This window comes from Bradyrhizobium sp. C-145 (genome assembly GCF_023375135.1).
Classification (GTDB): domain Bacteria; phylum Pseudomonadota; class Alphaproteobacteria; order Rhizobiales; family Xanthobacteraceae; genus Bradyrhizobium; species Bradyrhizobium zhanjiangense.
Genome location: NZ_CP088150.1, coordinates 5,189,285 through 5,207,969, shown reverse-complemented (window position 1 = coordinate 5,207,969; position 18,685 = coordinate 5,189,285). Strand labels below are relative to the sequence as shown.

Sequence of the window (18,685 nt, the reverse complement as noted above, 5' to 3'; positions counted from 1 at the left end):
GCGTAAGGTTCAAGCCAATCGATCATACTCTGGGAGAGAAACATGACCTTGTTCGACATGAAGGGGAAAGTTGCGGTCATCACCGGCTCGACGCGCGGCATCGGGCTCGCGATCGCTGAGCGCATGGCCGAGCACGGCGCCAAGGTGGTGATCTCCTCGCGCAAGGCCGACGTTTGCGAGCAGGTGGCCAAGGGCATCAACGACAGATTCGGCAAGGGCACCGCGGTCGCGATTGCCGCGAACATCTCGTCGAAAGAGAATCTGCAAAACCTCGTCGACGAGAGCAACCGCGCCTTCGGCAAGATCGACGTGCTGGTCTGCAACGCCGCGTCGAATCCGTACTATGGTCCGCTCGCCGGCATCTCCGACGATCAGTTCAGAAAAATCCTCGACAACAACATCGTCGCTAACAATTGGCTGATCTCGATGGTGGTGCCGCAGATGATCGAGCGCAAGGACGGCTCGATCATCATCGTCTCGTCGATCGGCGGCCTCAAGGGCTCGACCATCCTTGGTGCTTACGCGATCTCGAAAGCCGCCGACATGCAGCTCGCGCGCAATCTCGCCTGCGAATACGGCAAGGACAATATCCGCGTGAACTGCATCGCGCCCGGCCTGATCAAGACTGATTTCGCCAAGGCGCTGTGGGACAATCCGGAGAACCTGAAGGCCTCGACCTCGCGCTCGCCGCTCTTGCGCATCGGCATCCCCGACGAGATCGCGGGCGCGGCCGTGTTCCTCGGGTCGAAGGCCGGCGACTTCATGACCGGCCAGACCATGGTGATCGACGGCGGCGCGACGATCAGTTGAGTGCTGGCGATTAGCTGACGCGCAGCTCGGGGAAGGGGCAAGCGCGTGCCCCACCATCGGTGTCATCGCCCGCCTTGTGCGCAATTGCGCACTGGGGCGGGCGATCCAGTATTCCAGAGGCCTTCGTCGAAGAGCTCGCTCTCACCACATCCGCCGCGGAGCACTGGATGCCCCGCCTTCGCGGGGCATGACAGTGAGTGTGGGGAGGCAGCGTCGGCACCCGCGATACCAAGCTTCGCCTCACTCCACCGCGGCGTAAACCAGATCCCGCACCAGCGTGCGCGTGTAGTCGCGCTGGCCGGGACCTTGGCTCATGAACACGGCGAATAGGTCCTCCTTCGGATCGATCCAGAAGAACGTGCCCGCAATGCCGCTCCAGAAATACTGGCCGACGCTGCCGGGGAAGGGCGCGATGCCCGGCTTGCGCCGCACGGCAAAGCCGAGGCCAAAACCGTGGCCGGGCGACAGCAGCGTGCCATTTGTGACAACGTGCGGGCCGAGATGATCGGACGCCATCAGCTCCAGCGTCTTGCGGCCGATGATCCTGTTGCCGTCGAGCGTGCCGCCATTGCGCAGCATCAGGCAGAAGCGGGCATAATCCATCGTGGTCGAGGCCAACCCGCCGCCGCCGGACTCCATCACCGGCTGTTCCAGCATGTTGAAGAGCGCGACCTTGTCACCGGTCCAGGGATCGGCCGCGAACGGTTCGGCGAGGCGGCCGGCATTGGCCGCGGCTGTCGCAAAACCGGTCTCGGCCATCTGCAACGGCGCGAGAATGCGCTCGGCGAGGTACGCGCCGAGCGGCTTGCCGGTGACGACCTCGATGATGCGGCCGAGGATGTCGGTGGAGCGGCTGTAATTGAACTCGTCGCCGGGATGGCAGACCAGCGGGAAGCTCGCCACCAGCGCGGCGTGCTCGGCATTGGTGATCTTGCGGCTGCGGACGCGCGACTCCTGATAGAGCTTGTGCACGGGGCCGTCGCCCTGGTGCTCGTAGGTCAGGCCCGAGGTGTGACGGAGCAGGTCCTGCACCGTCATCGGCCGCTTGGGCGGAACCAGGTCCAGCTTGCCGCCGCTGACCACGCCGACCTTTTGGTCGGCGAACTCCGGAATGAACTTGGCGACCGCGTCGCTGAGAAGGAGATCGCCGTCCTCGACCAGCGCCATGATGCCGACCGAGACAATCGGCTTGGTCATCGAGAAGATCCGGAAGATCGAATCGCGCGCCATCGGTGCGGCACCCGTCGGGCTCTGCCGGCCCAGCGCCTCGAACCAGCCGATTTGGCCGCGGCGGGCCACCAGCACGGTGACGCCGGGAACAGTGCCCTTGTCGATCTCGCGCTTGAAGGCGTCCGACATGGCCTGGAGGCGGGGACGCGACAGCCCGAGCGTCTCGGGGCGGGCTTCCGGCAAAGGCGGGGTCTGCGGCGCGATCGTGGCCTGTGGGGCGGCTGAAGCGGTCGCTGTGGCGGTCATTGGCACTCCCGGTTGCTCTTGATTGTCGGGAATGGACTGTGGCCCCAAAACCCCGGCACAAACAAGCGAAGCTGGCGCGGTTCACCCTTGCAAACCGGCCGTCCCCTGTGCTTGAAAGCGGCCCTGATCCTAAAGCGACGCAGGGTCTGTAGGAGTGTAGCTCAATTGGTAGAGCACCGGTCTCCAAAACCGGGGGTCGCAGGTTCGAGCCCTGCCACTCCTGCCAGCTAATCCAGACAATTAGTCTACAGGCAGGACGGCGCCGGCCCTAAGAGGTTTCGTCGATCACGGCATGGGTAAGCCATTGATCCCGATGAGGGCCGCAGGCGGCGGCCACGCGTATCCCGGGCTCCCAATATCTTGACCTTTGGCCCCATCCGCAGTATCTACCCCGCACTCGCAGCCGGCCCGTTAGACGCGGATTTCCGGCGCGGCTTTGAAATCCCCGAACAATCGAGCCCGGTTTCCGGCTCATCCTTCAGACGAGGGCTGGGCCAAAGGCGCCTGTTCGGATCCCTTCGAAATCAGTAGCCGTCTTGCGACGGACGTTGGACATCAAACGATGGCAGTCAGCCCGTTCAAGTTCTTGCAGGAAGTGCGCTCGGAGACCGCCAAGGTCACCTGGCCGACCCGTCGTGAGACCACCATCACCACCATCATGGTGTTCGTCATGGTCGCCGTGGCCTCGATCTTCTTTTTCGCATCCGACCAGATCATCCGTTACCTCATCACTTTCCTTCTGGGCATCCACTGATGGCAACAGCAACCGCTCAAGTGTCTGACAAGCGCTGGTACATCGTCCACGCCTATTCGAACTTCGAGAAGAAGGTCGCCGAATCGATCCGCGAGCAGGCCAAGCAACGCGGGCTCGAGGAGCTGTTCGAGCTGGTGCTGGTGCCGACCGAGAAGGTCACGGAAGTGCGCCGCGGTCGCAAGATCGACGCCGAACGCAAGTTTTTCCCCGGCTATGTGCTGGTGAAGATGAAGCTGACCGACGAGGCGTTCCATCTGATCAAGAACACGCCGAAAGTAACGGGATTCCTCGGCGCTGAAAACAAGCCGATGCCGATCTCGGAAGCCGAGGCCATGCGCATCCTGCATCAGGTGCAGGAGGGCGTGGAACGGCCGAAGGCGTCGGTTTCGTTCGAAATCGGCGAGAACGTGCGCGTGGCCGACGGCCCATTCGCCTCGTTCTCGGGGGTAGTCGAGGAAATCGACGAGGCGCGCTCGCGCGTGAAGGTCGCGGTGTCGATCTTCGGCCGCGCCACGCCGGTCGAACTGGAATTCGGTCAGGTCGAGAAGGTCTGACCGGGTACGCGTGAGACTTCGGTCTTGCGCAGCAAGAGGCCGTGGGAGGGCGAGGGCGGTTGCCAGCCGCATCCGACCCAGACCACGAACCTGAAACCGCCGGCCATGCCGGCACAACAGGAGTGATACATGGCAAAGAAAGTGACCGGATACCTGAAGCTTCAGGTCCCGGCCGGCGCGGCGAATCCTTCGCCCCCGATCGGTCCCGCGCTCGGTCAGCGCGGTCTCAACATCATGGAGTTCTGCAAGGCGTTCAACGCGCAGACCCAGAAGGAAGAGAAGAACACCCCGATCCCGGTGATCATCACCATCTATGCGGACCGTTCCTTCACCTTCGAGATGAAGACGCCGCCGATGTCCTACTTCCTCAAGCAGGCTGCCAAGATCCAGTCCGGCTCGAAGGCGCCGGGCCGCGACAAGGCCGGCAAGGTGACCAAGGCGCAGGTGCGCGAGATCGCCGAGAAGAAGATGAAGGACTTGAATTGCGACAGCATCGAATCGGCCATGAAGATGGTCGAGGGCTCCGCCCGTTCGATGGGTCTGGAAGTTGCGGGGTAAGCGGTCATGGCAATCGGAAAGCGTTTGAACAAAGCCCGCGAAGGCATTGACCGCGAAAAGCTTTACCCGCTCGCGGACGCCATCAAGATGGTCAAGGAGCGCGCGAAAGCGAAGTTCGACGAGACCATCGAGGTCGCGATCAATCTCGGCGTCGATCCGCGTCACGCCGATCAGATGGTCCGCGGCGTCGTGACCCTGCCGAATGGCACCGGCCGTACGCTCCGCGTCGGCGTGTTCGCCCGTGGCGCCAAGGCCGATGAGGCCAAGGCTGCGGGTGCTGACGTCGTCGGCGCCGAGGACCTGGTTGAGAAGGTGCAGAATGGCTCGATCGATTTCGACCGCTGCATCGCCACCCCCGACATGATGCCCCTGGTCGGCCGTCTCGGTAAGGTGCTCGGCCCGCGCGGCCTGATGCCGAACCCGAAGATCGGCACCGTGACCATGGACGTCACCGGCGCGGTGAAGGGTGCCAAGGGCGGCTCGGTCGAGTTCCGCGTCGAGAAGGCCGGCATCCTGCAGGCCGGCGTCGGCAAGGCCTCGTTCTCCGAGGAGAAGCTGGTCGAGAACATCAAGGCCCTGGCAGACGCCGTCTCCAAGGCCAAGCCGGCCGGCTCCAAGGGCACCTACATCCAGCGCGTGGCGGTGTCCTCCACGATGGGCCCCGGCGTGAAGGTCGAGCCGGGCACCATCCTCGGCTAAGGTTCAAATATAGCATGAGGTGAGGGGCGGAATTGGGCAACCGATTCCGCCCCTCGTCGTTTGTGACCGCGTTCACCGGAAACAAGAACGATGGCTGACAAGGTCCTGATCTACTCCCGCTTTCCCAAGACGATGATGGTGCGCTTCGCCGAACGGTTCGAGCTGCTCGACACTGGTGGCAAGCCCGCGCGTGAGGTGTTTTCGGCGGATGAACTAGGCGGCATCCGCGCGATCCTCACCGCAGGCGGCACGCCGCTGGGGGCCGACGCGATGGACCTGTTTCCGAAGCTTGGCGCCATCATCTGCTACGGCACCGGTTATGACGGCGTCGACCTGAAGGCGGCCGCCGTGCGCAACATCGCGGTCGGCCACAGTCCGGGTGCCAACGCGGCCTCCGTCGCCGACATCGCGATGACCCTGATGCTGGCGACGACGCGGCGGATCCTGGTTGCCGACCAGTATGTCCGTAGCGGCGATTGGGCGGCGTCAAAACCCTCGCCAATGATGCGGCCACAGGCCGGCATGCCCGGCCGCCGCATCGGCGTCTACGGCATGGGCGAGATCGGCCGCAAGATCGCGGCGCGCTGCGCGGCCTTCGAGAGCGAGGTCGGCTATTTCAGCCGCACCAGATACGATCTGCCCTATCAATATTTCCCGTCGCTGGAGGCGCTGGCCGACTGGTGCGGCGTCCTGATGATTGCGGTCCGGGCGGGGGCCGAGACCCAGCATGTCGTCAATGCCGATATCCTCAGGCGTCTCGGCGCGGACGGCTATGTCGTCAACATCTCCCGCGGCTCGGTGATCGACGAGCAGGCCCTGGTCGCCGCGCTTACCGACAAGACCATCGCCGGCGCCGGCCTCGACGTCTACGAAAGGGAACCGCACGCGCCCGATGCGCTGACCGCGCTCCCCAATGTGGTGCTTGCCCCGCATATTGGTGGCCACACCCTCGAATCGCACGTCGCTATGCAAAATTGCGTCCTGGCGAACCTCAGCGCGTTCTTCGAGGGCAAGCCGCTGCCTCATGAGGTCAAAAAGGCCTGAATCGGCCCTTGTCGGCTCGCCTCAGGCCCAGCCGGCAACGGATTGGAACTGGTGTGAATTTTGCTCTTGGCAAGCCGGCTCCGAGCGGTTAAAGAACCGCTTCCGGACGTTCCGGCCTCGGCTGGCGCGTTCGTGCACGCATTCCGAAAACCGACGCAACAGGAGATCATTCCTTTCCAGGCCGTCCGCAAGGATTTGCCCGGAAAAAGGAAGGGGACCTTGTCACTTGGTGGAATGCGGGCAGAGGTCGGGCGGTTCGCCGGCTGACCTTGTCCTGTCCAAGACTGCAGGCGCCCGCGGGGAATTTCGATTTCTCAATGGCTTAATCGCATGGCCTGCATAGACGGGTGAAGACCGGATTTCACTTCGCACCCAGCTTTAGGGGCTGGCTTCGCGAAACGGGTCTGGTTCGGACCTCGACACGCCGTGGGCCTCATGGGCTCGCGGAGGGCAGGCTTGAATTGTCGTCTTGCCCGGCGTGTCCGATGGGTTTTGGCCCGGAGGTTCAGGTTTGGGCGGGACGATGGGTGCAACCCGGCGGTCCCGCTTCTCGCGATGACCGCCAACCGGAGAGAGCTTGCTGTGGAACGAGCGGCAAAAAAGGAAGCGGTCGAACAGCTCAATGAGGTCTTCAAGACCACGGGCGTCGCGATCGTTGCTCAATATTCCGGCCTCACCGTTGCCCAGATGCAGAAGCTGCGCACGCAGATGAAGCAGGCTGGCGCCTCGGTGAAGGTCTCGAAGAACCGTCTCGCCAAAATTGCTCTTGAAGGCACTGACGTCGTTGCCATTGGCCCCATGCTGAAGGGGCCGACCGTGATCGCGACTTCCAACGATCCGGTAGCGGCGCCGAAGGTCGCCATCGAATTCGCCAAGGCGAACGAAAAGTTCGTCATCATCGGCGGCTCGATGGGCAAGACCGTCCTGAATGTCGACGGGGTGAAGGCGCTTGCCTCACTGCCGTCGCTTGACGAACTGCGCGGCAAGATCGTCGGCCTCATCGTGGCCCCGGCGACCAAGCTCGCTCAGCTCGCCAACGCGCCCGCGGGCAAGCTCGCGCGCGTCATCCAGGCTCATGCCTCAAAGGGCGAAGCGGCCTGACGCCCTTCGCAAAACTCAAACCCGAACCAGACTTACACCTAAGGAAACTGAACAATGGCTGACTTGCAGAAGATCGTTGACGACCTCTCGAGCCTCACCGTGCTCGAAGCTGCCGAACTCGCGAAGCTCCTCGAAGAGAAGTGGGGCGTTTCGGCTGCCGCGGCTGTTGCCGTGGCCGGCCCGGCTGCTGGCGGCGGCGCTGCCGCTCCGGCTGAAGAGAAGACCGAGTTCACGGTCGTTCTCGCCAGCGCCGGCGACAAGAAGATCGAGGTGATCAAGGAAGTCCGCGCCATCACCGGTCTCGGCCTGAAGGAAGCAAAGGACCTCGTCGAGGGTGCTCCGAAGCCGCTGAAGGAAGGCGTGAACAAGGAAGAAGCCGAGAAGATCAAGGCGCAGATCGAGAAGGCTGGCGCCAAGGTCGAGCTCAAGTAAGCGGAAGCTTACTGGCGAGGTCTCGGGCGAGCATTGGCGCGCCCGGGATCTTGGTCCGCCCCTCATCGAAGGGGTGGGCCGGATGCAAAAGGCGTGCGACGGAACGTGCCGGCGCAGGCCGAACACGAAAAAGTGTGGGGATTTGAGGGTTTACCCCTCGAATCTCCATTATTGTCGCCCCATATCGGGTCGGCAGCACGAAAGCGCGGTGGGCAGGGATGCCGGATTTCCCTGTAAGCCGTTGGGAGAGCAGGCTATTTCGGGCTTTTGCAGTCCGTGAAGACGATCGTTGTGACGGGCGGGCGCGCTTCTGCGCCCCGCGCGTCGTTTTGCGTTTTGAAGGTCTGAAGAACAGATTCAGGACATTCCCGCCTGAAACTGAGCTTCCGGCCCCCAAGACGGGTTCGAAAAATTCAACCCGGGGAGCGGTGGCAGCCGCGTTCCGGACGGCGCGCCCAGAGCGGGCGACGAAATGAGAGGCCACGATGGCGCAGCAGACATTCACCGGTCGCAAACGCGTTCGCAAGTTTTTCGGACACATCAAGGAAGTCGCCGAGATGCCGAACCTCATCGAGGTTCAGAAGGCGTCCTATGACCAGTTCCTGATGGTCGACGAGCCCCAGGGTGGCCGTCTCGACGAGGGTTTGCAGGCCGTGTTCCGCTCGGTGTTTCCGATCTCCGACTTCTCGGGCACCTCGATGCTGGAATTCGTCCGCTACGAGTTCGAGCAGCCGAAATACGACGTCGACGAGTGCCGCCAGCGCGGCATGACCTTCGCGGCTCCCCTCAAGGTGACGCTGCGCCTCATCGTGTTCGATATCGACGAGGAAACCGGCGCCAAGTCGGTGAAGGATATCAAGGAGCAGGACGTCTACATGGGCGACATCCCGCTCATGACGATGAACGGCACCTTCATCGTCAACGGCACCGAGCGCGTCATCGTCTCGCAGATGCACCGTTCGCCCGGCGTGTTTTTCGACCACGACAAGGGCAAGACCCATTCCTCGGGCAAGCTGCTGTTCGCCGCCCGCGTGATTCCCTATCGCGGTTCCTGGCTCGACATCGAGTTCGACGCCAAGGACATCGTCTATGCGCGTATCGACCGTCGCCGCAAGATTCCGGTGACGTCGCTGATGTTCGCGCTCGGCCTCGACGGCGAGGCGATCCTGTCCACGTTCTACAAGAAGATCCTCTACAAGCGGACCAAGGAAGGCTGGCGCGTTCCGTTCGACGCCAACCGCTTCCGCGGCTACTCGACCGTCAACGATTTGATCGACGCCGATACCGGCAAGGTCGTGCTCGAGGCCGGCAAGAAGCTCACCGTCCGTGCCGCCCGCCAGCTCCAGGAGAAGGGGCTGAAGGCGCTGCGCATGGCCGATGAGGAACTGGTCGGCAACTACGTCGCCGAGGACCTCGTCAACCCGAAGACCGGCGAGATCCATGCTGAAGCCGGTGAGGAAATCACCGACAAGCTGATGAAGGCGCTCAACGAGCAGGGCTACAAGGAGCTGCCGCTGCTCGACATCGACCACGTCAATGTCGGTCCCTACATCCGCAACACGCTGTCGGCCGACAAGAACATGACGCGTGAGGACGCGCTGTTCGACATCTATCGCGTCATGCGTCCCGGCGAGCCGCCGACGCTGGAATCGGCGCAGGCCATGTTCCAGTCGCTGTTCTTCGACGCCGAGCGCTACGACCTTTCCGCGGTCGGCCGCGTCAAGATGAACATGCGCCTCGACCTCGATGCGCCCGATACCCAGCGCACGCTGCGCAAGGAAGACATCCTCTCCGTCATCAAGACGCTGGTGGACCTGCGCGACGGCAAGGGCGAGATCGACGACATCGACCATCTCGGCAACCGCCGTGTGCGTTCGGTCGGCGAGCTCATGGAGAACCAGTACCGCATCGGCCTCCTGCGCATGGAGCGCGCGATCAAGGAGCGCATGTCCTCGGTCGACATCGACACGGTGATGCCGCAGGACCTGATCAACGCCAAGCCGGCGGCTGCGGCTGTGCGCGAGTTCTTCGGCTCCTCGCAGCTCTCGCAGTTCATGGACCAGACCAACCCGCTCAGCGAGATCACCCACAAGCGGCGCCTGTCGGCGCTCGGACCGGGCGGTCTGACCCGCGAGCGCGCCGGCTTCGAGGTGCGCGACGTGCATCCGACGCATTACGGCCGCATCTGCCCGATCGAGACGCCGGAAGGTCCGAACATCGGCCTGATCAACTCGCTCGCGACCTTCGCGCGCGTGAACAAGTACGGCTTCGTCGAGACGCCGTACCGCAAGGTCAAGGACGGTCGCGTCACCGACGAGGTCGTGTACCTCTCGGCGATGGAGGAGGGCCGCTACACGGTCGCGCAGGCCAACGTGCCGCTCGACCCGAAGGGCCGCTTCACCGAAGATCTCGTGGTCTGCCGTCACGCCGGCGAAGTCTTGCCGGTGACGCCTGATAAGGTCGACTACATGGACGTGTCGCCGAAGCAGCTCGTTTCGGTCGCTGCGGCGCTGATCCCGTTTCTCGAGAACGACGACGCCAACCGCGCGCTGATGGGCTCGAACATGCAGCGCCAGGCGGTGCCGCTGGTTCGCGCCGAGGCGCCGTTCGTCGGCACCGGCATGGAAGGCGTGGTTGCGCGTGACTCGGGTGCTGCGATCGCGGCGCGCCGTTCCGGCGTGATCGACCAGATCGATGCGACCCGCGTCGTCATCCGCGCCACGGAAGATCTCGATCCGACCAAGTCGGGCGTCGATATCTACCGGCTGATGAAGTACCAGCGCTCCAACCAGTCGACCTGCATCAACCAGCGTCCGCTGGTGAAGGTCGGCGACATCGTGAAGAAGGGCGACATCATCGCCGACGGCCCCTCGACCGATCTCGGCGAGCTCGCGCTCGGCCGCAACGTGCTGGTCGCGTTCATGCCGTGGAACGGCTACAACTTCGAAGACTCGATCCTGCTCTCCGAGCGGATCGTGAAGGAAGACGTCTTCACCTCGATCCACATCGAGGAGTTCGAGGTGATGGCCCGCGACACCAAGCTCGGACCTGAGGAAATCACCCGCGACATTCCGAACGTCTCGGAAGAAGCGCTGAAGAACCTCGACGAAGCCGGTATCGTCTACATCGGTGCGGAAGTGCGCGCCGGCGACATCCTGGTCGGCAAGATCACGCCGAAAGGCGAAAGCCCGATGACGCCGGAAGAGAAGCTCCTGCGCGCCATCTTCGGCGAGAAGGCTTCCGACGTTCGCGACACCTCGCTGCGCGTTCCTCCGGGCGTGCAGGGCACCATCGTCGAAGTGCGCGTGTTCAACCGTCACGGCGTCGACAAGGACGAGCGCGCGCTGGCGATCGAGCGGGAAGAGATCGAGCGTCTGGCCAAGGACCGCGACGACGAGCAGGCGATCCTCGACCGCAACGTCTACAACCGTCTTGCCGAGCTGCTCGAGGGACGGCAGGGCATCGCCGGTCCGAAGGGCTTCAAGAAGGACACCAAGATCACCCGTGCGGTGCTCGAGGAGTACCCGAAGTCGCAGTGGTGGCTGTTCGCCTCCCCGAACGACAAGCTGATGGCCGAGATCGAGGCCATGCGGAAGCAGTACGACGAGTCGAAGAAGGGGCTGGAACAGCGCTTCCTCGACAAGGTCGAGAAGCTTCAGCGCGGTGACGAGTTGCCGCCCGGCGTGATGAAGATGGTCAAGGTCTTCGTCGCGGTGAAGCGCAAGATCCAGCCCGGTGACAAGATGGCCGGCCGCCACGGCAACAAGGGCGTGGTGTCGAAGATCGTGCCGATCGAGGACATGCCGTTCCTCGAAGACGGCACGCATGCCGACATCGTGCTCAATCCGCTGGGCGTGCCCTCGCGCATGAACGTCGGACAGATCCTCGAGACCCATCTCGGCTGGGCCTGCGCCGGCCTCGGCAAGCGTATCGGCCAGACGGTCGATGCGTACCTGTCGAAGCAGGACATCAAGCCGCTGAAGGAAACCTTGAAGAAGGTCTACGGCGAGGACGAGACGATCAAGTCGCTCAACGACAACGAACTGATCGAGCTCGGCCACAACTTGAGCCGCGGCGTGCCGATCGCGACACCGGTGTTCGACGGCGCCAAGGAAGCCGACATCGAGGAGATGCTGAAGCTCGCCGGTCTCGACGCTTCGGGTCAGTCGACCGTCTATGACGGCCGCACCGGCGATCCGTTCGATCGCAAGGTGACGGTGGGCTACATCTACATGCTCAAGCTGCACCATCTCGTCGACGACAAGATCCACGCGCGTTCGATCGGTCCGTACTCGCTCGTCACCCAGCAGCCGCTGGGCGGCAAGGCGCAGTTCGGCGGCCAGCGCTTCGGCGAAATGGAGGTGTGGGCGCTCGAGGCTTATGGCGCGGCGTACACGCTCCAGGAGATGCTGACGGTGAAGTCGGACGACGTCGCCGGCCGCACCAAGGTGTACGAGGCGATCGTGCGCGGCGACGACACGTTCGAGGCCGGTATTCCGGAATCCTTCAACGTGCTGGTCAAGGAAATGCGCTCGCTCGGCCTCAACGTCGACCTGCACAACTCCAAGATGGGACCGGCGCCGACGTCGGAAGCGGCCGAGTAATTCGACCTGTCATGCCCGGCCTTCGCGGCCGGGCGTTGGCGCCCGGCCTGAGGCCTTGAGGGGCAGGGCGCCCCGCTAAGTGATTTTCGAATTTGCGGCCGGAGGCGACCGGCACGCGAGGAGAAGACGATGAACCAAGAAATTATGAATCTCTTCAATCCGACGACGCCGGCTCAGGTCTTCGACCAGATCCGGATCTCGATCGCGTCTCCAGAAAAGATTCTGTCCTGGTCCTACGGCGAGATCAAGAAGCCGGAGACCATCAACTACCGTACCTTCAAGCCCGAGCGCGACGGGCTGTTCTGCGCCCGCATCTTCGGGCCGATCAAGGACTACGAGTGCTTGTGCGGCAAGTACAAGCGCATGAAGTACAAGGGCATCATCTGCGAGAAGTGCTCGGTCGAGGTCACGCTGTCGCGCGTCCGGCGCGAGCGCATGGGCCATATCGAGCTCGCAGCCCCCGTCGCCCACATCTGGTTCCTGAAGTCGCTGCCCTCGCGCATCGGCCTCCTGCTGGACATGACGCTGAAGGATCTCGAGCGGATCCTCTATTTCGAATACTACGTCGTGCTGGAGCCGGGCCTCACCGCGCTGAAGGACCGTCAGCTCCTGTCTGAAGACGAGTATCTGAAGGCGCAGGACGAGTACGGCCAGGATTCCTTCACCGCCATGATCGGCGCGGAAGCGATCCGCGAGCTGCTCAAGGGCATGGACCTGGAGAAGCTCGAGGCCTCCTTGCGCGTCGAGATGCAGGAGACCGACTCCGACATCAAGCACAAGAAGCTCGCCAAGCGCCTGAAGATCGTGGAAGCGTTCCGCCACTCCGGCAACAAGCCGGAATGGATGATCATGACCGTGGTCCCGGTGATCCCGCCGGACCTGCGTCCGCTGGTGCCGCTGGACGGCGGCCGCTTCGCGACCTCGGACCTCAACGACCTCTACCGCCGCGTCATCAACCGCAACAACCGCTTGAAGCGGCTGATGGAGCTGCGCGCGCCGGACATCATCATCCGCAACGAGAAGCGCATGCTTCAGGAAGCGGTCGATGCGCTGTTCGACAACGGCCGCCGCGGCCGCGTCATCACCGGCGCCAACAAGCGCCCGCTGAAGTCGCTCGCCGACATGCTCAAGGGCAAGCAGGGCCGCTTCCGTCAGAACCTGCTCGGCAAGCGCGTCGACTATTCGGGCCGTTCGGTGATCGTGGTCGGTCCCGAGCTGCGTCTGCATCAATGCGGCCTGCCGAAGAAGATGGCGCTGGAACTGTTCAAGCCGTTCATCTACTCGCGGCTTGACGCCAAGGGCCTGTCCACCACCGTGAAGCAGGCCAAGAAGCTGGTCGAGAAGGAGCGTCCCGAGGTCTGGGACATCCTGGATGAGGTGATCCGCGAGCATCCGGTGCTGCTCAACCGCGCGCCGACGCTGCATCGCCTCGGCATCCAGGCGTTCGAGCCCGTGCTGATCGAGGGCAAGGCGATCCAGCTGCACCCGCTGGTCTGCTCCGCGTTCAACGCCGACTTCGACGGCGACCAGATGGCCGTGCACGTTCCGCTGTCGCTTGAAGCGCAGCTGGAAGCGCGCGTGCTGATGATGTCGACCAACAACATCCTGCATCCGGCGAACGGTCAGCCGATCATCGTGCCGTCGCAGGACATCGTGCTGGGTCTGTACTACGTCTCGATCATGCGTGAAGGCCTGCCCGGTGAGGGCAAGGTGTTCGGCGACATGGCCGAGCTCGAGCACGCGCTGCACGCGAAGGTCATCCACCTCCACACCAAGATCAAGTACCGGTGGGAAGGCATGGACGAGACCGGCAAGGTCTCCAAGCGCTGGATCGAGACCACCGCCGGCCGCGTCATGCTGGGCAATCTGCTGCCGAAGAACCCGCGGATTTCGTACGAGATCATCAACAAGCTGATGACCAAGCGCGAGATCTCGGGCGTGATCGACCAGGTCTACCGTCATTGCGGCCAGAAGGAGACGGTGATCTTCTGCGACCGCATCATGGCGCTCGGCTTCTACAACGCGTTCAAGGCCGGCATCTCGTTCGGCAAGGACGACATGGTCGTGCCGCACGGCAAGTGGAAGATCGTCGATACCACCCGTACGCTGGCGAAGGATTTCGAACAGCAGTACAACGACGGTCTGATCACGCATGGCGAGAAGTACAACAAGGTCGTCGACGCCTGGTCGAAGGCCACGGAAGAAATCGCCAAGGCGATGATGAAGGAGATCTCCGCCACTAAGAAGACGGCGAGCGGAGCCGACGCCGACATCAACTCGATCTACATGATGGCTCACTCCGGTGCCCGCGGTTCGCCGGCCCAGATGCGCCAGCTCGCCGGCATGCGCGGCCTGATGGCCAAGCCGTCGGGTGAGATCATCGAGACGCCGATCATCTCGAACTTCAAGGAAGGCCTCTCGGTGCTCGAGTACTTCAACTCGACCCACGGCGCCCGCAAGGGCCTCGCGGACACCGCGTTGAAGACCGCGAACTCCGGCTACCTGACCCGTCGTCTCGTCGACGTGGCGCAGGACTGCATCATCACGCAGAGCGACTGCGGCACCAAGCTCGGCATCAAGATGCGCGCCATCGTCGATGCCGGCACCGTCGTTGCTTCGCTTGGTTCGCGCATCCTCGGACGCACGGCCTGCGAAGACGTGCGTGACAGCTCGGGCAAGGTGATCATCAAGCGCGACACGCTGATGGAAGAGAGCCATCTGGACGCCATCCAGCAGGGTGGCGTGCAGGAGGTTAAGATCCGCTCGGCACTGACCTGCGAGCTCGTCAACGGCATCTGCGGCAAGTGCTACGGCCGCGACCTCGCCCGCGGCACGCCGGTCAACCACGGCGAAGCGGTCGGCGTCATCGCGGCGCAGTCGATCGGCGAGCCGGGCACCCAGCTCACCATGCGCACCTTCCACATCGGCGGTGCGGCGCAGCTCAACGAGCAGTCCTTCGTCGAAGCCAACTTCGACGGCAAGATCGTGATCAGGAACAAGGCCATCGCCCGCAACAGCGAAGGTCATCTGATCGCGATGGTGCGCAACATGGTGGTGGCGATCGTCGATGCCGACGGCACCGAGCGTGCGACGCACCGTGTCCAGTACGGCTCGCGCCTGCACGTGGACGAAGGCGATATGGTTAAGCGCGGCCAGCGCGTCGTCGAGTGGGATCCCTATACCCGTCCGCTCCTCACCGAAGTCGAAGGTACGATCGGCTTCGAGGATCTGGTCGAGGGGCAATCGATCTCGGAAACGCTCGACGAGGCCACCGGTATCGCCAAGCGCGTGGTTATCGACTGGCGCTCGACCCGCGGCGGCTCGGACCTGCGTCCGGCCATCGTGGTCAAGGGCAAGGACGGCAAGGTGCTCAAGCTCCCCCGTGGCGGCGATGCCCGCTACATGCTGTCGGTCGACGCCATTCTCTCGGTCGACGTCGGAGCCAAGGTCAATCCGGGCGACATCCTCGCCCGTGTCTCGACCGAAAGCGCCAAGACGCGTGACATCACCGGCGGTCTGCCGCGGGTGGCGGAACTGTTCGAGGCACGGCGTCCGAAGGATGCGGCGATCATCGCCGAAATCGCGGGCACCATCCGGTTCGGACGCGACTACAAGAACAAGCGTCGCATCTCGATCGAGCCGATGGACAAGACCGAGGAGCCGCGCGAGTACCTGATCCCGAAGGGCAAGCATATCCACCTTCAGGACGGCGACGTCGTCGAAAAGGGCGACTTCATCGTGGAAGGCAACCCGGCGCCGCACGACATTCTTGCGGTGAAGGGCATCGAGGAGCTTGCGGCTTACCTGGTCAACGAAATCCAGGAGGTCTACCGGCTCCAGGGCGTGCTCATCAACGACAAGCACATCGAGGTGATTGTCCGTCAGATGCTCCAGAAGGTGGAAGTCACCGACCAGGGCGACACGGACATGATCTCCGGCGAGCAGGTCGACAAGATCGAGTTCGACGCGCTGAACGAGAAGGCCAAGGAAGAGGGCAAGAAGCCCGCCACGGGGACGCCGGTTCTGCTCGGCATCACCAAGGCGAGCCTCCAGACCCGCTCGTTCTTCTCGGCGGCCTCGTTCCAGGAGACCACCCGCGTCCTCACGGAAGCGGCGGTCAACGGCAAGATCGATCCGCTCGAAGGCCTCAAGGAGAACGTCATCGTCGGCCGGCTGATCCCGGCGGGCACCGGCGCCTCCATGGCCAAGATCCGCGAAGTCGCCATGAAGCGCGACAAGCTGATCCTGGACGAGCGCGAGAAGCAGGCGGCCGTCGTATCGCCCGCGCCGGAAGCGGAGCCAATGGCGCTGCCGCCGGCTGAATGATGGTTCATCCGTAAGAATACCGAGGACAATGAAAAGGCCGGCTTTTGCCGGCCTTTTTGCTGCTTTCTGTGTTTGCTGCTATGCGGGATCAGCCTTTGTTCATCTTTCCTTCAGCCGCAAAAGCGCTTCTGCTAGGAGAGCTTAGACCGGTGGTCCCGTGACGGGGGCAGGGCCGGAGACCACGGAACTCACATGCTTGATCTCGCAATCGTAGGCGGCGGCCCCGGCGGGCTGATGAGCGCTTGGTATCTGAAGCGCAAGCTCGGCGACCTCTGCCGCGTCACCATCTTCGAGGCGTCCGACCGGCTCGGCGGCAAGATCGTCACGCGCAAATTCGATTCCGCGCCCGCGATGTACGAGGCCGGCGTTGCCGAGATCTACGACTACTCGATGACCGGGCCCGATCCGCTGCGCGAGCTGATCCAGCATTTCGGGCTTCAGACCATTCCGATGGATGCCGAGCAGGTGCAGTTCGGCGGCGAGCTCCTCAACGACATCGCTGGCATGCGCCGCAAATACGGCGCCAAGACCGCGGCCGCGATCGAGGCGTTCCGCAAGCGCTGCACCGAGGTGATGTCGCCGATCGAGTATTACGAGGGCGTCGGCGCGCACGACAACGAGAACCCCTGGGCCTACAAGACCGCCGAGCAGGTGCTCGACGAGGAGGTCGAGGACGAGACGGCAAAGCGTTTCTTCAAGGTCATGGCGCGCTCGGACATCGCGACCGAGAGCCACAACACCAACGGCCTCAATGCGCTCAAGAACTATCTGATGGACGTCGACGGCTATATCGGCCTCTATTCCATCCAGAACGGCAACGAGCAGCTGATCGAGTGCCTGCAGTCGGAGGTCAACGCCGACATCCAGCTCAATCACCGGGTGCTCACCGTCGGCAAGGCCCCGACCGGCCGTTATCAGCTCAAGATGATGAACGGCAAGGGGCCGGAAACGCGCGACTTCGATCTCGTGCTGATGTGCCTGCCGCATTCCTGGCTCGCGACCGTCGGCTGGGAAGGCGAGCAGCTGCGCAAGTCGATGGTCAAGCACGTCTCGTACTTCGACCGGCCGGCGCACTACCTGCGCGTCTCGATCCTGTTCGACACGCCGTTCTGGGGCGAGAGGATACCCGGCGCCTGGTTCATGTCGGAGGCCTTCGGCGGCTGCTGCGTCTACAACGAGGGCGCGCGCCACGACGTCGGCAAGCACGGCGTTCTGAACTGGCTCATTCCCGGCTCCGACGCGCTGGCCTTCGCCAACCTGTCGGACCAGGAGCTGATCGACGCGGCGCTGAAATCGCTGCCGGCATCGCTCGGCGATGCGCGTTCGCATTTCATGGAAGGCAAGATCCACCGCTGGCTGTCGTCGGTGAACGCGCTGCCGGGCGGTCTGCCGGTGCGCGACGTCATGACCAATCACCGGCCCGAGCCGAAGCAGCATCCCGGCATCGTGGTGGTCGGCGACTACCTGTTCGACTCGACGCTGAACGGTCTGCTCGACTCCTCGGACGCGGCGACCGACATCATCCTCACCGAGATGATGCGCCTGCGACGCGAGCGCGCGCAGGAGGACAAGCCGCTCTCCGACAAGATCGACCGCGATTATTTCGAGAACTATCGCGGCCTCGGTCCCTATGACGAGGCGTGGCGCCACTTCACCGATCCCGATTATCTCACGAGCCTGATCGGCATCGTCTGGGGCGAGGCGAAGGGCGCCAAGCTGCTGGTCGCGGGCTCTGCCAGCGGCGAGCTGGTCGGTGCGCTGCGCGATCGCGGCATCGATGCATGGGGAATCGAGAACAACCGCGCCATTCACGCCAAAACGCCGAAGGCGCTGAAGAAGTACAACAAGCTCGGCTCGATCACCGACATGCCGTTCAAGGACGGTGCGTTCGACTTCGTGTTCGAGACCAGCCTTTGCCACGTTTCGCCGAAGCAGGTGGTCCGCGCGATTCGCGAGCTGCATCGTGTGGTCAAGACCGGCCTCGTGTTCGGCTCGATTACGTCGGACATGGCGCCGGCACTGATCGACCGCTACGACCTGCTGCGCGGGGTCAAGAAGCTTGGCACCTGGTGGGAGTGGTCCGAACTGTTCTTCGGCAACGGCTTCGATCTGTCGATGCACCGCAAGGACTGCACCGATGCGCTCTGGGAGGCGACGCTCGCCGCGAGCAAGGGGCCCGGCCAGTGGTACGCCGACGCTGACAGCTTGCGCTATTCCTTCTTCGACAAGGTCGAGGACGACGACTAGTCCAAGACGTCGGGCGCCTTCGCCAATTGCTTTGCCGAATTCATCTTGATGGCATAGAATCGGTGCAATAGCGGCTGCCG

The 18,685-nt window shown here is 63.4% G+C and carries 12 protein-coding genes and 1 tRNA gene; 12 read left to right on the top strand and 1 reads right to left on the bottom strand.

Annotation, left to right across the window (positions count from 1 at the left end; translation table 11 throughout):
• Positions 1-42 precede the first annotated feature (42 nt).
• On the top strand, positions 43-810 hold the full coding sequence (locus LRP30_RS24465; protein WP_091894773.1) for an SDR family oxidoreductase: 768 nt from the start codon (positions 43-45) through the stop codon (positions 808-810).
• Between the two features lie 240 nt (positions 811-1,050).
• Here LRP30_RS24465 and LRP30_RS24460 read toward each other — a convergent pair whose 3' ends face one another.
• Positions 1,051-2,286, bottom strand: a complete 1,236-nt coding sequence (locus LRP30_RS24460) for a serine hydrolase domain-containing protein (protein WP_128933124.1) — start codon at positions 2,284-2,286, stop codon at positions 1,051-1,053.
• Between the two features lie 150 nt (positions 2,287-2,436).
• Here LRP30_RS24460 and LRP30_RS24455 point away from each other — a divergent pair.
• The 11 genes from LRP30_RS24455 (at position 2,437) to LRP30_RS24405 (ending at position 18,605) form a co-directional block, all read left to right on the top strand.
• Positions 2,437-2,512, top strand: a tRNA-Trp gene (locus LRP30_RS24455).
• Between the two features lie 336 nt (positions 2,513-2,848).
• The gene (gene secE, locus LRP30_RS24450; RefSeq protein WP_091894769.1) at positions 2,849-3,040 is read left to right on the top strand and encodes a preprotein translocase subunit SecE; all 192 of its coding nucleotides are present in this window, start codon (positions 2,849-2,851) and stop codon (positions 3,038-3,040) included.
• Positions 3,040-3,594 carry a transcription termination/antitermination protein NusG gene (gene nusG / locus LRP30_RS24445; protein WP_018647229.1) on the top strand — a complete coding sequence of 185 codons (555 nt, stop codon included), beginning with the start codon at positions 3,040-3,042 and terminating at the stop codon, positions 3,592-3,594. Before secE ends, nusG begins: the two co-directional genes overlap by 1 nt.
• Positions 3,595-3,723: 129 nt before the next feature.
• Complete coding sequence (gene rplK, locus LRP30_RS24440) at positions 3,724-4,152, top strand: 50S ribosomal protein L11 (protein WP_128933125.1); 429 nt, start codon at positions 3,724-3,726, stop codon at positions 4,150-4,152.
• 6 nt (positions 4,153-4,158) lie between these two features.
• Positions 4,159-4,851, top strand: coding sequence for a 50S ribosomal protein L1 (rplA, locus tag LRP30_RS24435; protein WP_018647230.1), 693 nt, complete (start codon positions 4,159-4,161; stop codon positions 4,849-4,851).
• A 90-nt stretch (positions 4,852-4,941) separates the two neighbouring features.
• Entirely contained in the window at positions 4,942-5,895 is a 954-nt protein-coding gene (locus LRP30_RS24430) for a 2-hydroxyacid dehydrogenase (RefSeq protein WP_128933126.1), read from the top strand.
• Between the two features lie 582 nt (positions 5,896-6,477).
• Entirely contained in the window at positions 6,478-6,996 is a 519-nt protein-coding gene (gene rplJ / locus LRP30_RS24425) for a 50S ribosomal protein L10 (protein WP_128933127.1), read from the top strand.
• Positions 6,997-7,050: 54 nt separating this feature from the next.
• Positions 7,051-7,428 (top strand): 50S ribosomal protein L7/L12, encoded by a 378-nt coding sequence (rplL, locus tag LRP30_RS24420; RefSeq protein ID WP_091894765.1) that lies wholly within the window; start codon positions 7,051-7,053, stop codon positions 7,426-7,428.
• A gap of 485 nt (positions 7,429-7,913) precedes the next feature.
• Positions 7,914-12,032 carry a DNA-directed RNA polymerase subunit beta gene (rpoB, locus tag LRP30_RS24415; protein ID WP_128933128.1) on the top strand — a complete coding sequence of 1,373 codons (4,119 nt, stop codon included), beginning with the start codon at positions 7,914-7,916 and terminating at the stop codon, positions 12,030-12,032.
• A gap of 129 nt (positions 12,033-12,161) precedes the next feature.
• Entirely contained in the window at positions 12,162-16,358 is a 4,197-nt protein-coding gene (rpoC, locus tag LRP30_RS24410; RefSeq protein WP_128933129.1) for a DNA-directed RNA polymerase subunit beta', read from the top strand.
• A gap of 192 nt (positions 16,359-16,550) precedes the next feature.
• Positions 16,551-18,605 (top strand): FAD-dependent oxidoreductase, encoded by a 2,055-nt coding sequence (locus LRP30_RS24405; protein ID WP_249756540.1) that lies wholly within the window; start codon positions 16,551-16,553, stop codon positions 18,603-18,605.
• Positions 18,606-18,685: the final 80 nt, after the last annotated feature.